This is a genomic window from Streptomyces sp. NPDC006368, from assembly GCF_040612535.1.
Classification (GTDB): domain Bacteria; phylum Actinomycetota; class Actinomycetes; order Streptomycetales; family Streptomycetaceae; genus Streptomyces.
Genome location: NZ_JBEXQK010000002.1, coordinates 286,420 through 300,312 on the forward strand (window position 1 = coordinate 286,420; position 13,893 = coordinate 300,312).

The window sequence follows — 13,893 nt, forward strand, 5'->3', positions numbered from 1 at the left end:
TATGTCGATCCGCCACGGGCTTCTCGCCCTCCTTGAACGCGGCCCCCGTTACGGCTCCCAGCTCCGCACGGAGTTCGAGTCCCGTACGGGCTCCACCTGGCCGCTCAACGTCGGACAGGTCTACACGACCCTGAGCCGGCTCGAGCGCGACGGCATGGTCACGCAGGGCGGTGAGGACCAGGCCGGTCACGCGCTCTACGCGATCACGGATGCCGGTCGGGAGGAGCTCCGGAACTGGTTCGAGAAGCCCGTCGACCGCACCAGCCCGGCGCGCGACGAGCTGGCCATCAAGCTCGCCATGGCGGTCGGCGCACCCGGCGTCGACCTCCGTGCCGTCATCCAGTCGCAGCGCCGCCACACCATCAAGGCGATGCAGGACTACACCCGGCTCAAGGCCCAGGCGCTCACGGCCCTGGAGAGCGGGGCGGCGCACGAGCGGGACGACGTGGCCTGGCTGCTCGTGCTGGAACAGCTGATCTTCCAGACGGAGGCGGAGGCGCGCTGGCTCGACCACTGCGAGGCCCGGCTGATCCGGCTCTCCACCGCTGCCGCGGGTCCGTCCGCGCAAACGGCGACCGGAGCGGCGGCCGGAACGGCCGGAGTGGCCGGAGTGGCCGGAGGCTCTGACGCGGCTGCGGCGAGCGGTGCGACCGCCGACCGGACCGCAGCACCACCGCACGCTCCGGGACAGGCGCCCGACGTGTCGAGCCCAGGCCGCGCCTCACGGCGCTGACCGGCCCTTCGTCCCGCCATCCGCAACCCGTATCCCGGTATCCCGTTCACCTGATCCCGTACACCCACTCTCGTACGTCCGACCGATCCGCTCCGTACGCCCGCACTCGTACGCGTACGTCCAAGGGGGACCCTTCTCCATGTCATCACCGTCGTCATCACCGTCGTCATCCGCGGCTTCATCCGCGGCATCGCCCGCGTCCCGGCAGCAGCCGGTGCTCCGGCTGGAGCAGTTGACCCGCGTCCACGGCACCGGCGCCACCGAGGTCCACGCCCTGCGCGGCATCGACCTGGATGTCTTCCCCGGCGAGCTGGTCGCCGTCATGGGCCCGTCCGGCTCCGGAAAGTCGACGCTCCTGACCATCGCGGGCGGCCTCGACAGCCCCACCTCCGGCCGGGTGATCGTCGAGAACACCGACATCACCACCGCCGACCGCAAGACCCTCGCCGCGCTGCGCCGCCGCAGCATCGGCTACGTCTTCCAGGACTACAACCTCATCCCGGCCCTCACGGCGGCCGAGAACGTCGCCCTGCCCCGGGAGCTCGACGGCACCTCGGCCCGCAAGGCGCGCGGCGAGGCCCTGGCCGCGCTGGAGGAGATGGGCCTCGGCCACCTCGCCGACCGGTTCCCCGACGAGATGTCCGGTGGCCAGCAGCAGCGCGTGGCGATCGCCCGCGCCCTGGTCGGTGACCGGCGGCTCGTCCTCGCCGACGAGCCGACCGGCGCCCTGGACTCCGAGACCGGCGAGTCCGTGCTCGCGCTGCTGCGCTCCCGCTGCGACGCGGGGGCGGCCGGTGTCCTCGTGACGCACGAGCCGCGCTTCGCCGCCTGGGCGGACCGCGTGGTGTTCCTGCGCGACGGCGCGGTCGTCGACCAGACGCTGCGCAGCGAGGCCGACTCCCTGCTCACGGGTCCGGCGGCCGAGCGGTGAACAACTGGTTCCACTCGTGGCGCGCGGCGGTGCGCATCGCCCGCCGTGACGCCTGGCGCTTCAAGGGGCGCAGCTTCCTCGTCCTCGCGATGATCGCCCTGCCGATCCTCGGGGTGAGCGCCGCCGACCTGACCGTGCGCTCCTCCGAGCTCTCCGCCGAGGAGCAGATGGCCCGTACCCTGGGCGCCGCCGACGCGCGTATATCCGACGCCGGCTACGGCGGGGTGCCGATCCACCAGGATCCGGCGGGCGAGGTGACCACGCCGGCGGAGGAGTTCGACGACAAGCCCTTGCCGGAGGGCAAGGCGGACGCCACCAAGGTCGCCCCGGCGAACGCCAGGCTCCTGGAGGACTCCCTCGGCTTCGGCAAGCTGCGCACCACCCACGGGCTGCTCCAGGCGGAGATCCGTGAGTTCACGGCGTCCGACCCGATGGCCAGGGGCGTGATGACCCTGAAGGACGGGCGGTTCCCGAAGAAGGCCGACGAGGTCGCCGCGACCACGCGTTTCCTGGAGGCCAGCGGGCTGAAGGTCGGCTCGGCGCTCGCCGCGCGCGGTCTGGACCGCGAGTACCGCATCGTCGGCTCGTACGAACTCCCCGACTCCCTCGACAGCATCCAGGTGAACGCCCTGCCGGGCAGCTTCCTCGACCCGCTGGGCAAGGCGCTCACGGCGGCCGGGATGTCGGGCACGGACAAGTCGACCACGCATCTGCTGGCCCTGCCCGAGTCCGCATCCGCCGGTTTCACGTGGAACATGGTCAAGGAGGCCAACGCCAAGGGCGTACAGGTCGTGTCGAGGGCCGTCGCACTCGACCCGCCCGCGCGGTCCGAGGTACCCCTCTACCAGCAGGACGGCTGGGGTTCGTACGGCAACAGCCGGAGCGCCGAGGTCGCCGCGCTGGCCGCCGTCGGCACGGTCGTCGGCCTCGCGATGCTGGAGATCTGTCTGCTGGCCGGGCCCGCTTTCGCGGTGGGTGCCCGCCGTTCGCGTCGCCAGCTGGGTCTGGTCGGTGCCAACGGCGGCGACCGCCGCCACATCCGGGCGATCGTCCTCGCCGGTGGCCTGGTGATCGGCGCCGCCGCGGCCGTCGTCGGCACACTGCTCGGCATCGTCCTCACCTTCGCACTCCAGCCGGTGCTGGAGGACTACATCGGCCGCCGCTTCGGCAGCTTCGACGTCCGGCCGCTGGAACTGCTGGGCATCGCACTGCTCGCCGTACTCACCGGCCTGCTCGCCGCGATCGTCCCGGCCGTCACCGCGTCGCGCCAGACCGTGCTGGCCTCGCTCACGGGCCGGCGCGGGGTGCGCCGCAGCAGTCGCGTCCTGCCGCTGATCGGGCTGGTCGCCGTGGTGCTGGGGGCCGCCATCGCGCTGTACGGGTCGGTCTTCTCCGACCAGTTCGCCATCGTCGCCGGTGGCAGCGCCCTCGCCGAGCTCGGCGCGGTCGCGTTGACCCCGGCGCTGGTGGGCCTGTTCGGGCGCCTCGGCCGCTGGCTGCCGCTGTCGCCGCGGCTGGCGCTGCGCGACGCCGTGCGCAACCGGGGCCGTACGGCTCCGGCGGTCGCCGCGGTGCTGGCCGCGGTCGCCGGAACGGTCGCCGTCGCGACGTACACGGCGAGCAGCGACGCCCAGCAGCGGGCCGAGTACGAGGCACGTCTGCCGTACGGGGCGGTCTCGGCCATCGTCACGGAGGGCGGGGGCCGGGACGTGCCGGTGGTCCGCGAGGCGGTGCGGAAGAACCTCCCCGTCGATGTCCGGGCCGATGTGGACCGGATCGTCGTCGGCAGGGCCACCTGCGAGGTCTACGGCACCGCGGAGGGCTGTGGCCGCCACGAGGTCGTCATCCCCAAGGCGAACGAGTGCCCGCTGTGGGTGCACACTCCGGACGGCTCCGACCCCGCGGAGAAGTTCAGCAAGGCCGAGCGCCGCAAGCTGGCGGCGGACTGGCGCTGCAAGACCTCGACGGGCGGCACGTCCTACACCGAGAGCGGGCTGATCGTCGGCGACGCGAAGCTGCTGAAGGTGCTCGGCGTCAACGACGCCGCGGCCGAGAAGGCACTGGCCGACGGCAGGATCGTGTCGTTCTCCCGTGCGCTGGTCGACAAGAACGGCAGGATCGGCATCCGGCTGGTCACCGACGTCCAGGCGGCGGACCGCGCCTCCGAGCAGGGCAAGGAACCGCCGGGCGAAGTGAAGTCGTTCGTTGCCCATCAGATGGCGGAGGGCACCGAGTCGTACGGACTCTCGGGCATCGTGCCGCCGGCCGCGGCCAAGGCGGCGGGCCTGCGGACGGTGCCGCTCGGCTCGTACTTCTCGACCGACCGCATGCCGACCGGCGAGCAGCGCCAGAAGCTGGACGACGACCTCGCCAAGACGGGCGCCGGGGTGGATCTCCACCTGGAGGAGGGCTTCGTCAGCGAGACGAGCATCGTCCTGCTGACGCTGACCGTGTTCGCGGGGCTCATCACCATCGGGGCGGCCGGAATCGCGACCGGTCTCGCCCAGGCCGACGCCGAGGCGGACCTCAAGACGCTGGCCGCCGTCGGGGCGCCGCCGCGGGTCCGCAGGACCCTGAGCGGTTTCCAGTGCGGGGTGGTCGCCGTGATGGGTGTGGTGCTCGGCTCGGCGGCGGGCGTCCTGCCCGCGATGGGGCTGCGGCTGACCGAGCAGCGCCAGCAGGCACAGTGGTACCAGGAGTCCCTGGACCAGGGCTGGACCGTATCCGACCACGCCCCGCACGTGCCCATCATCATCCCCTGGGAGACGCTGGGCGCCCTCCTGGTCGCCGTCCCGCTGGGCGCCGCGCTCCTCGCGGCGCTGGTCACCCGCTCCCGCGGGGCGGTGGCCCGCCGCGCGGCGACCTGATGAAGTGAGAGCCGGCTGTGCCCCCGTACGAGGGTGGATCATCCTCGTACGGGGGCACACCGTATGGCAACGCAGCTGTGCGAGAGAATGGGCCGCATGGAGATGCCGAGGAATGAACGGTCGCAGGAGAGCAGCCCCCACATCCTCGTAGTGGGACAGGACGGGATGGCACTCGGCCGCGGTGACGGTGACGACGAGTCGCGTGAGGTCCCGGTGACGGAGATGGTCGAACAGCCCGCGAAGGTCATGCGCATCGGCAGCATGATCAAGCAGCTTCTGGAGGAAGTCCGCGCGGCACCTCTCGACGAGGCCAGCCGGGTACGCCTCAAGGACATCCACGCCAGCTCGGTCAAGGAGCTGGAGGACGGCCTGGCGCCGGAGCTCGTCGAGGAGCTCGAACGCCTCTCGCTGCCCTTCACGGACGAGGCCATCCCGTCCGAGGCGGAACTGCGCATCGCGCAGGCGCAGTTGGTGGGCTGGCTGGAGGGCCTGTTCCACGGCATCCAGACGGCGCTGTTCGCCCAGCAGATGGCGGCCCGCGCCCAGCTGGAACAGATGCGACGCGCCCTCCCGGCCGCCGCGTCCCACGATGACGACGACCACCCCCACGGCGCCATCCGTTCGGGCCCGTACCTCTGACCCCCCTACCGCCTCCGCCAACCCGGGCCCCTTCTCTCCGAGCGGGGCCCGCGGCGTGCGGCGGGGGCGGGGGCCGGGGCGGGGGAGAACACCCGCCCCGACCGGGAGCGCCTACGGCCTGACCAGCAGTACCTTGCCCACGTGCGCGCTGGACTCCAGCGTGCGGTGCGCCTCCGCCGCCTCCGGGAACGGGAACGTCCGGTCCACCACCGGCCGCACCGTGCCCGCCTCGACCAGCGGCCACACGTGGTCCCGTACCGCCGCCATGATCGCCGCCTTCTCCTCCAGCGGCCGCATCCGCAGTGACGTCGCCGTCACCGCCGCGCGCTTGGCCAGCAGCGCGCCCAGGTTCAACTCACCTTTGGCGCCGCCCTGCAGGCCGATCACGGCCAGCCGGCCGTTCACCGCGAGCGCCTTCACGTTCCGGTCGAGGTACTTCGCGCCCATGATGTCGAGGATGACGTCCGCGCCCGCCCCGTCCGTCGCCTTCTTCACCTCCTCGACGAAGTCCTGCTCCCGGTAGTCGATGAGGATGTCCGCGCCGAGCTCGGCGCAGCGCGCCAGCTTCTCGGGGCTGCCCGCCGTCACGGCGACCCGCGCGCCGACCGCCTTGGCGAGCTGGATCGCCATGGTGCCGATACCGCTGGACCCGCCGTGGACGAGCAGCGTCTCGCCCGGCCGCAGGTGCGCCACCATGAAGACGTTGGACCACACCGTCGCGGTCACCTCGGGCAGCGCCGCCGCCGTCACCAGGTCCACCCCGTCCGGTACGGGCAGCAGCTGCCCCGCCGGCACGGCGACCTTCTCCGCGTACCCGCCGCCGCCGAGGAGCGCGCACACCTCGTCACCGACGGACCAGCCGGCGACGCCGGGGCCCAGCGCCACGACACGGCCGGAGCATTCGAGTCCGGGGTACGGGGACGCCCCGGGCGGCGGGTCGTAGAAGCCCTGCCGCTGCAACAGGTCGGCACGGTTGACGGCGCTGGCCGCCACCTCGACGAGGACCTCGCCCTCGCCCGCCACGGGATCGGGTACCTCGGCCCAGACGAGCGCCTCGGGTCCACCTGGTTCCGGAATCGTGATCGCATGCATGGCGGCGAGGCTACTCCCGCTGGTCCGCCGGTGTGCTGAGCGGTGTCCTCGGCTTGGCGCGCACGATGGTGATCACCCGGTCCGTCAGCTGGAGCGGGCTGGCAACCGGATCGTCGTAGCTGAGCAGCCGGTGGCCTCGCAACACGCTCACCACCAGGTCGCCGGTCTCGCGCACGTTCTTGCCGACCTCACCCTTTATGACCGGCCGTTCCACCAGATCGAGCCCGCTGCCGGACTGGATCAGGTCCTCCATCACCCTGCCCGCGCTCGGGCTGAGCACGGACAGTCCGAGCAGCCTGCCCGCCGCGCTCGCGCTCGTGATCACCGCGTCGGCGCCCGACTGCCGCAGCAGCGGCGCGTTCTCCTCTTCCCGGACCGCCGCCACGATCTTCGCGCCGCGGTTGAGCTGCCTCGCGGTCAGGGTCACCAGCACGGCCGTGTCGTCGCGCTGTGTCGCCACGACGATCTGCCGGGCCCGCTGCAACTCGGCGCGCAACAGCACATCGCTGCGTGTCGCGTCACCGACGACGCCGACGAATCCATCGGCGTTCGCCGCCTCGATCACCTTGCTGCTCGGGTCGACGATGACGACCTGTTCTCTCTTCAGACCGGTCGCACACAGCGTCTGCACCGCAGACCTGCCCTTCGTACCGAATCCGACGACGACGGTGTGGTCGCGCAACGTGGACCTCCAGCGGTTCAGCCGCCACTCCTCCCGAGTGCGCTCGGTGAGCACCTCGAGAGTGGTACCGACAAGAATGATCAGGAACAGCACGCGCAGCGGCGTCACCAGCAGGACGTTGATGAGGCGCGCGCTGTCGCTGTGCGGCACGATGTCGCCGTATCCGGTCGTGGACAGGGTCACGGTGGCGTAGTAGACGGCGTCGAGCAGATCGACGCTGCCGTCGGCGTTGTCGTGGTAACCGCGCCTGTCGATCGCGACGATGAAAACGGTCAGCCCCAGCACGACCAGAGCCATCAGCAGCCGTTTCGCCACCTGCCGCAGCGGGCGTTCGACGACCGGGCGGGGAAGCCGAACCCGGGAGATGACCAGCTGCTCCTCGGCTTGGCGAGCCATCGCGTCATGGCCGGGAAGTTTCACGTGAAACACCCTTCGGTGGGCGACGGCCAGGGCAGATCGAGGATGTCGAGGAGGTCACCGGGCCCGGCGCCACCGGGCGGGACGACCGCCAGCCCGTCGGCGGCGGCGATGCCGCGCAGCATCGCGGGCCCGTTGTAGTGCAGCGGCACGGCGTGCCCGGCCCGGCGCACGAACGGCACGAGCCGGGTGTCATACGGGTGCCCGTGCACCTCGTCGCGTACGGGCAGCCGGTACGGCTCCGGCGCCGGCCGGCCGGACAGCCCGCGCAGCAGCGGCTCGGCGAGGGTGAGGAGACCGGATACAGCGGCCAGCGGATTGCCGGGCAGCCCCACCAGATGCCTGTCCGGGGCGAGGCGGGCGAGCAGCATCGGGTGGCCGGGGCGCACCTTGACCCCGTCCACCAGGAGCTCGGCACCCGCTTTGCGCAACACGGGGTGGACGTGGTCGACGGGGCCGGCCGCGGTGCCGCCGGTCGTGATCACCACGTCCGCCTGGGAGCCCGTGACCGCGGCATACAGTGCGTCCGCGTCGTCCCCGATGCGCCGGGTGGTGACGACATGCCCGCCGAGCGCTCCCAGCCAGGGCCCGAGCATGGGGCCGAGGGCGTCCCGGATGAGCCCCTCGTGGGGGAGCCCGGCAGTCAGCAGCTCGTCACCGAGGACGAGCACCTCCACCAGCGGGCGCTGCACGACCGGCAGCTCGTCGTAACCGGCGGCTGCGGCGAGGCCGAGCAGGGCGGGCGTCACGGGGACGCCGGCGGGCAGCAACTCGTCGCCCGCGCGGCACTCCTGGCCGCGCGGCCGGATGTCCTGCCCGGGCAGTACGTCACGGTCGGCGTGCAACCGGGCGCCGTCCGCTCCCGTACGGGAGTGCTCGGAGCGGATCACGGCGGTGGCGCCCGGCGGAACAGGGGCTCCCGTGGCGATCCGTACCGCCGTGCCGTCGGGCAGTTCGCTCCCCGCCGCATGACCGGCCAGCACGGAACCGCCCTCGGCGACCGCCCAGGGGCCCGGCCCGGCGACGGCCCAGCCGTCCATCGCGGAGGTGTCGAACGACGGCAGGTCGGTGAGCGCGACGAGCGGCTCGGCGAGCACGCTGCCCAGGGCGTCCGGCAGGGCCGGTCGCCGCGAGCGCACGGGCCCCGACCGCCCCACCCGCGCGGCGATGGCGCGTGCCTCGCCCCAGGCCGTGGCCCGGTGTCTTTCCTCGCCTTGCGGACCGGTCATTCCTGGCCGGCCTCGTTCGCCCAGCGGTCGGCGAGGGCGGCGGCCTTGCGCGCCGCCTCGGCGACGGCTTGGGGGCCGTCGCCGCCGGCCCGGGCGGCGGCGTAACCGACCAGGAAGGTGGTGAGCGGCGCGGCGGGGCGGGCGACGCCGTGCGCGGCATCGCGGGCCAGGTCGAGCAGGACGCCGGTGTCGACGTCCAGTTCGATGCCGAGTTCGGCCTTGACTGCGGTGATCCATTCGTCCAGCACGGTCCCATGCTCCCTGATCCGCGCCCGGGCCGTGGCGATGTCTTCCCAGGTGTCGCAGTCGAAGGCCGCGAGGGGCTCCGCGGGACGCCGCACAAGGTCCAGTTCCTGGGTGAGCAGCCGGAGCGGCAGACCGGACAGGGTGCCGTATTCCGCTGCCAGCAGGCCGAGTTCACGCATCAGCGGCTCGGTGCGGTATGCCGCGACGAGCGGTTGGTCACGGCCCTCGGGGTCGACGGACAGCACGCCTTCGGCGCTTCCGTCGCCCAGCGCGTCGACCAGCTTCCTCACGTCGCGCACCTCGAGGAACGGCAGGTCTCCACTGAGTACGAGGACGGTGTCGGCCTCGACGTGCCGCATCCCGGCCGCGAGCGCGGCCAGCGGCCCGCCACCGGGCGGCTCCTCCCGCGCCCACACCACGGGACGCACGGTGGCCCGACGTCCGCCGACGACCACGGTACGCCCGGCCTCCCGGCAGGCGCCCAGCACCCGGTCGAGCAGGCTGCGCCCCCCTACGCTCACCCCGGGCTTGTCCGCCCCACCGAGCCGCTTGGCGGCCCCTCCGGCAAGAACGACGACGTCGAATCGGGTCACCGCACCAGTATCGCCACGTCCTCGGCAGCGGGGTCCCCCGGGTCGGTTCCGGGGGGCTCGGGTCGGCTCCGGGGGTTCGGGTCGGCTCCGGGGGTTCGGGCCGGGGGGCGGCCCGGGGCCGGAGCCCGGGCCGTCCGGGGGCAGGGCGTCCTACAGCGTGCGCAGCAGAACCGCCGGTTGCTCCACGCAGTCCGCCACGTACCGCAGGAAGCCCCCCGCCGTGCCGCCGTCGCACACCCGGTGATCGAAGGTCAGCGACAGCTGAACGACCTGGCGGACGGCCAGCTCACCCCGGTGCACCCATGGCTTGGGCACGATCCGTCCGACACCGAGCATCGCCGCCTCGGGGTGGTTGATGATCGGAGTGGAGCCGTCGACCCCGAACACCCCGTAGTTGTTCAGGGTGAACGTCCCGCCCGTCAGGTCCGCCGGGGTCAGCTTTCCCTGCCGTGCCGCCTCCGTCAGCCGGGCGAACTCCGCGGACAGCGACTCCGCCGTGCGGGTGTGCGCCTCGCGTACGACGGGGACGACCAGGCCCCGGTCGGTCTGGGCGGCGAAACCCAGATGCACCTCGGGCAGGCGGACGATCTCCCGTGCCTGCGTGTCCACCGTCGCGTTCAGCTCCGGGTAGCGGGCGAGTGCGGCCGTGCAGACACGGGCCAGCAGCGCGAGCAGGGAGATCTTGGGCCCGCCGGCCGCGTTCATGGCGGTGCGCGCGGCCATCAGCTCGGTGGCGTCCGCGTCGACCCAGCAGGTCGCGTCGGGGATCTCGTGGCGGCTGCGGACCATCTTGTCGGCGACCGCGCCGCGTACCCCGCGCAGTGGCACCCGCTCCCCTGCCACGGTCACGGGGGCCGGGACGGCGGTCGGCTCCGCCGCTGTCAGCTCGGTGGTCGCCGGCTTGGCCGTCGCCCGTTCCACATCCGCGCGCAGGATGAGCCCGTCCGGTCCGGAGCCGCGCAACTGCCGCAGGTCGATGCCGCGTTCGCGGGCCAGTCTCCGTACGAGCGGCGAGATCACCGGCACCGGTCCATCCGGAGGGGCCGCCACGGCGACCGGCGCCGGCGGTACGGCAGCATCGACGACGGACGCCGAACCGTTCACCGCGAGCGCGGCCTGCGCCGCCCGGACCCGACGGCGGCGGGCCACGGGCGCGCCCGTCCCATACCCGACGAGGACGTTCCCCGACCCCTCGTCGGAGGAGCCCGCCGCACCCGAACCCGCACCCGGAGCCGCTTCGGGGCCCGCACCCGGGCCCGCCGCGGCGTGCCCGTCCGCAGCCGCCCGCGCGCTCGGCGCCGCCTCCCCGGGGGCGCCCGGAGAGGCCACCGTCTCCGCCGCGCCGACCGCCACCGTCAACAGCGGCGCGCCGACGGGCAGTTCCGTGCCCTCCTCACCGAACCGCGCGGTCACCACGCCCCCGTACGGGCACGGCACCTCCACCATCGCCTTCGCGGTCTCGACCTCGACGACCGGCTGGTCGACGGCGACGACGTCCCCGACGTCGACCAGCCACCGTACGATCTCCGCCTCGGTGAGTCCTTCGCCGAGGTCCGGCAGCTTGAACTCCAGAACCCGGGCCATCAGCTCCCCGCCTCCCACTGCAGTCGCGCCACCGCGTCCAGCACCCGGTCCACACCGGGCAGATGGTGCCGCTCCAGCATCGGCGGCGGATACGGGATGTCGAACCCGGCCACCCGCAGCACCGGCGCCTCCAGATGGTGGAAGCAGCGCTCCGTGACGCGAGCGGCGATCTCGCCGCCGGGCCCGCCGAAGCCGGACGACTCGTGGACGACGACCGCGCGCCCCGTGCGCCGGACGGACGCGCACACCGTCTCGTCGTCGAACGGCACCAGCGACCGCAGGTCGACGACCTCCAGGTCCCAGCCCTCCGCCCGTGCCGCCTCCGCGGCCTCCAGGCAGACCGGCACGGACGGCCCGTACGTGATGAGTGTGGCGCTGCGCCCCGTGCGCCGCACCATCGCGCGCCCGATGGGCTCCACCGCCGTCGGCGCGTCCGGCGACCACTCGGCCTTCGACCAGTAGAGCCGCTTCGGCTCCAGGAAGACCACCGGGTCGTCGGAGGCGATCGCCGCCCGCAGCAGCCCGTACGCGTCGTCGACGGTCGCGGGCGTGACGACATGGAGCCCCGGAGTCGCCATGTAGTACGCCTCGGACGAGTCGCTGTGGTGCTCGACGCCGCCGATCCCACCGCCGTACGGCACGCGCACCACCAGCGGCATCGGCATCGCGCCGCGCGTACGGTTGCGCATCCGCGCGACGTGGCTGATCAGCTGCTCGAACGCCGGGTAGGCGAAGGCGTCGAACTGCATCTCGACGACCGGGCGCAGCCCGTACATCGCCATGCCGACGGCCGTCCCCAGGATCCCGGCCTCGGCGAGCGGGGTGTCCGTGCAGCGGTCCTCGCCGAACTCCTTGGCGAGCCCGTCCGTGACCCGGAAGACCCCACCGAGGGTGCCGACGTCCTCGCCCAGGACGTGGACGGTCGGGTCCTCGGCCATCGCGTCGCGCATGGCGCGCTGCAGGGCCTGGGCCATGGTGGCGGGCTTGGCCGGTTTCCTGGTCGTGGACGTGGGTGCCACGGTCGTCATCACGCCTCGCTCTCGGCGTCGAGCTCGGCACGCAACTGCGCCGCCTGCTCCCGCAGTTGTGCCGTCTGCTCGGCGAAGACATGCGCGAACAGGTCCATCGGTTCGAGCGGCGCGTCCGCGTTCATCCGCTCGCGCAGCCGCACCGCCATGGTCTCGGCCTGCTCCGCCGCCTGCCGTATGCCGTCCTCGTCGAGCAGACCCCGCTCGGTCAACTCGCCCTCCAGCAGGCGGATCGGGTCGTGGGCGCGCCACGTCTCCACCTCGCCGTCGCCCCGGTACCTCGTCGCGTCGTCGGCGTTGGTGTGGGCGTCGATGCGGTACGTCACGGCCTCCACGAGCGTCGGTCCGCCGCCGCGCCGGGCGCGGGCCACCGCCTCGGACAGGACCTGGTGCACCGCGGCCGCGTCGTTGCCGTCGACGAGCCGGCCCGGCATGCCGTACCCGACGGCCTTGTGGGCCAGGGACGGCGCCGCGGTCTGCTTGGCGAGCGGCACGGAGATGGCGAAGCCGTTGTTCTGCACGAGGAAGACGACCGGTGCCTGCCAGACAGCCGCGAAGTTGAGCGCCTCATGGAAGTCGCCCTCGCTGGTGCCGCCGTCGCCGACCATGGCGAGCGCGACCACGTCGTCGCCCTTGAGGCGGGCGGCGTGGGCCAGGCCCACCGCGTGCGGCAGCTGGGTGGCGAGTGGGGTGCACAGCGGGGCGATGCGGTGCTCGCGCGGGTCGTACCCGGTGTGCCAGTCGCCCCGCAGCAGGGTCAGGGCCTGTACGGGGTCGAGCCCACGCGCCACGGCGGCGAGGGTGTCGCGGTACGAGGGGAAGAGCCAGTCCCGGTCCTCCAGGACGAGCGCGGCGGCGACCTCGCAGGCCTCCTGGCCGGTGCTGGACGGGTACACCGCGAGCCTGCCCTGCTTGGTGAGGGCCGTCGCCTGAGTGTTGTACCGGCGGCCGCGCACCAGCTCGGCGTACAGCCGGCGCAGCAGCTCGGGGGAGAACCCGGCCACGGCGTCCGTGCCGAGGACCCGGTACGGCTCGGGGTCCGGGAGCAGCGGTGCGGGGTCGGTGCGCGGCTTCCACGCCGGGGGCGGGGTGGGCCGGTAAGGGGCCGCACCGGGCAGCTCTTGGACCGTCATGACAGCACCTCCTCGTGGGAGCGGGCATGGAACCCGAAGGGGGGCGCGACTGTGACGCGCCTCACCTACCGATTGTTCGGTCGTGGATCCATTTTGGCTACAGGCGCCTTCACCCTGTGGACAAACGGTTCTCCACAGCCTGGGATGGAGGCAGGTCGTCCATGCGAGAGAGGCGGGGGGACATGGCAGCTGAACAAATGGCCGAGGGCCGGGAGCAGAGACCGGCGGGCGGTGAGCCGGACGAGGCGCCACGCCCGCTGGACGCGATCGACCGAGACATCCTGCGGATCCTCCAAACGGATGGTCGCGCTTCGATACGCTCCGTGGCCGACCGGGTCCATGTGTCGCGTGCCAACGCCTACGCGCGGATCAACCGGCTCATCGACGACGGCGTGATACGCGGATTCAGCGCGCGGGTCAACCACGAGCGGGCGGGCCAGGGGGCCTCCGCGTACATCACTCTCAAGATCGTGCAGAACTCCTGGCGCACGGTGCGCGAGCAGTTGCAGGCGCTGCCGGGGGCGGCGCACATCGCCCTGGTGAGCGGCGACTTCGACGTGCTGCTGCTGGTGCACACGCCGGACAACCGCACCCTGCGCGAGCTGGTCCTGACCAGGCTCCAGGCGATTCCGGAGGTGCTCTCCACGCGGACGCTGCTGGTCTTCGAGGAGACGGATGTGCAGCGACGGGCCCTGACCGACGAGATCTGACGGACGAGA

The 13,893-nt window shown here is 72.9% G+C and carries 12 protein-coding genes; 5 read left to right on the forward strand and 7 right to left on the reverse strand.

Annotated features, from left to right (window positions below; translation table 11 throughout):
* The first annotated feature begins 1 nt into the window (after position 1).
* The 4 genes from ABZZ38_RS03150 (at position 2) to ABZZ38_RS03165 (ending at position 5,170) form a co-directional block, all read left to right on the forward strand.
* The gene (locus ABZZ38_RS03150) at positions 2–733 is read left to right on the forward strand and encodes a PadR family transcriptional regulator (protein ID WP_356735111.1); all 732 of its coding nucleotides are present in this window, start codon (positions 2–4) and stop codon (positions 731–733) included.
* 214 nt (positions 734–947) lie between these two features.
* The gene (locus ABZZ38_RS03155; RefSeq protein WP_356735113.1) at positions 948–1,664 is read left to right on the forward strand and encodes an ABC transporter ATP-binding protein; all 717 of its coding nucleotides are present in this window, start codon (positions 948–950) and stop codon (positions 1,662–1,664) included.
* Positions 1,661–4,531 carry an FtsX-like permease family protein gene (locus ABZZ38_RS03160; RefSeq protein WP_356735115.1) on the forward strand — a complete coding sequence of 957 codons (2,871 nt, stop codon included), beginning with the start codon at positions 1,661–1,663 and terminating at the stop codon, positions 4,529–4,531. Before ABZZ38_RS03155 ends, ABZZ38_RS03160 begins: the two co-directional genes overlap by 4 nt.
* A gap of 96 nt (positions 4,532–4,627) precedes the next feature.
* Positions 4,628–5,170 carry a bacterial proteasome activator family protein gene (locus ABZZ38_RS03165; protein WP_356735117.1) on the forward strand — a complete coding sequence of 181 codons (543 nt, stop codon included), beginning with the start codon at positions 4,628–4,630 and terminating at the stop codon, positions 5,168–5,170.
* A gap of 111 nt (positions 5,171–5,281) precedes the next feature.
* On the opposite strand, the gene ABZZ38_RS03170 is transcribed toward ABZZ38_RS03165, so the two are convergent.
* The 7 genes from ABZZ38_RS03170 to pdhA all read right to left on the reverse strand — a co-directional run bounded on the left by ABZZ38_RS03170 (position 5,282) and on the right by pdhA (position 13,174).
* Positions 5,282–6,262, reverse strand: a complete 981-nt coding sequence (locus tag ABZZ38_RS03170) for an NAD(P)H-quinone oxidoreductase (protein WP_356735119.1) — start codon at positions 6,260–6,262, stop codon at positions 5,282–5,284.
* A 10-nt stretch (positions 6,263–6,272) separates the two neighbouring features.
* Positions 6,273–7,340, reverse strand: a complete 1,068-nt coding sequence (locus tag ABZZ38_RS03175; protein ID WP_356735121.1) for a potassium channel family protein — start codon at positions 7,338–7,340, stop codon at positions 6,273–6,275.
* A 20-nt stretch (positions 7,341–7,360) separates the two neighbouring features.
* Positions 7,361–8,590 (reverse strand): molybdopterin molybdotransferase MoeA, encoded by a 1,230-nt coding sequence (locus tag ABZZ38_RS03180; RefSeq protein ID WP_356735122.1) that lies wholly within the window; start codon positions 8,588–8,590, stop codon positions 7,361–7,363.
* Entirely contained in the window at positions 8,587–9,429 is an 843-nt protein-coding gene (locus tag ABZZ38_RS03185; RefSeq protein ID WP_356735124.1) for an NTP transferase domain-containing protein, read from the reverse strand. Before ABZZ38_RS03185 ends, ABZZ38_RS03180 begins: the two co-directional genes overlap by 4 nt.
* A 150-nt stretch (positions 9,430–9,579) precedes the next feature.
* A complete protein-coding gene (locus tag ABZZ38_RS03190; RefSeq protein ID WP_356735126.1) occupies positions 9,580–11,013 on the reverse strand; it encodes a dihydrolipoamide acetyltransferase family protein in 1,434 nt (477 codons plus the stop codon).
* Positions 11,013–12,041 carry an alpha-ketoacid dehydrogenase subunit beta gene (locus ABZZ38_RS03195; protein WP_356735128.1) on the reverse strand — a complete coding sequence of 343 codons (1,029 nt, stop codon included), beginning with the start codon at positions 12,039–12,041 and terminating at the stop codon, positions 11,013–11,015. Before ABZZ38_RS03195 ends, ABZZ38_RS03190 begins: the two co-directional genes overlap by 1 nt.
* The gene (pdhA, locus tag ABZZ38_RS03200; protein ID WP_356735130.1) at positions 12,041–13,174 is read right to left on the reverse strand and encodes a pyruvate dehydrogenase (acetyl-transferring) E1 component subunit alpha; all 1,134 of its coding nucleotides are present in this window, start codon (positions 13,172–13,174) and stop codon (positions 12,041–12,043) included. Before pdhA ends, ABZZ38_RS03195 begins: the two co-directional genes overlap by 1 nt.
* Before the next feature lie 197 nt (positions 13,175–13,371).
* Between pdhA and ABZZ38_RS03205 the strand changes: the two genes are divergently transcribed.
* A complete protein-coding gene (locus ABZZ38_RS03205; protein ID WP_356735291.1) occupies positions 13,372–13,884 on the forward strand; it encodes an Lrp/AsnC family transcriptional regulator in 513 nt (170 codons plus the stop codon).
* The last annotated feature ends 9 nt before the right edge of the window (positions 13,885–13,893 follow it).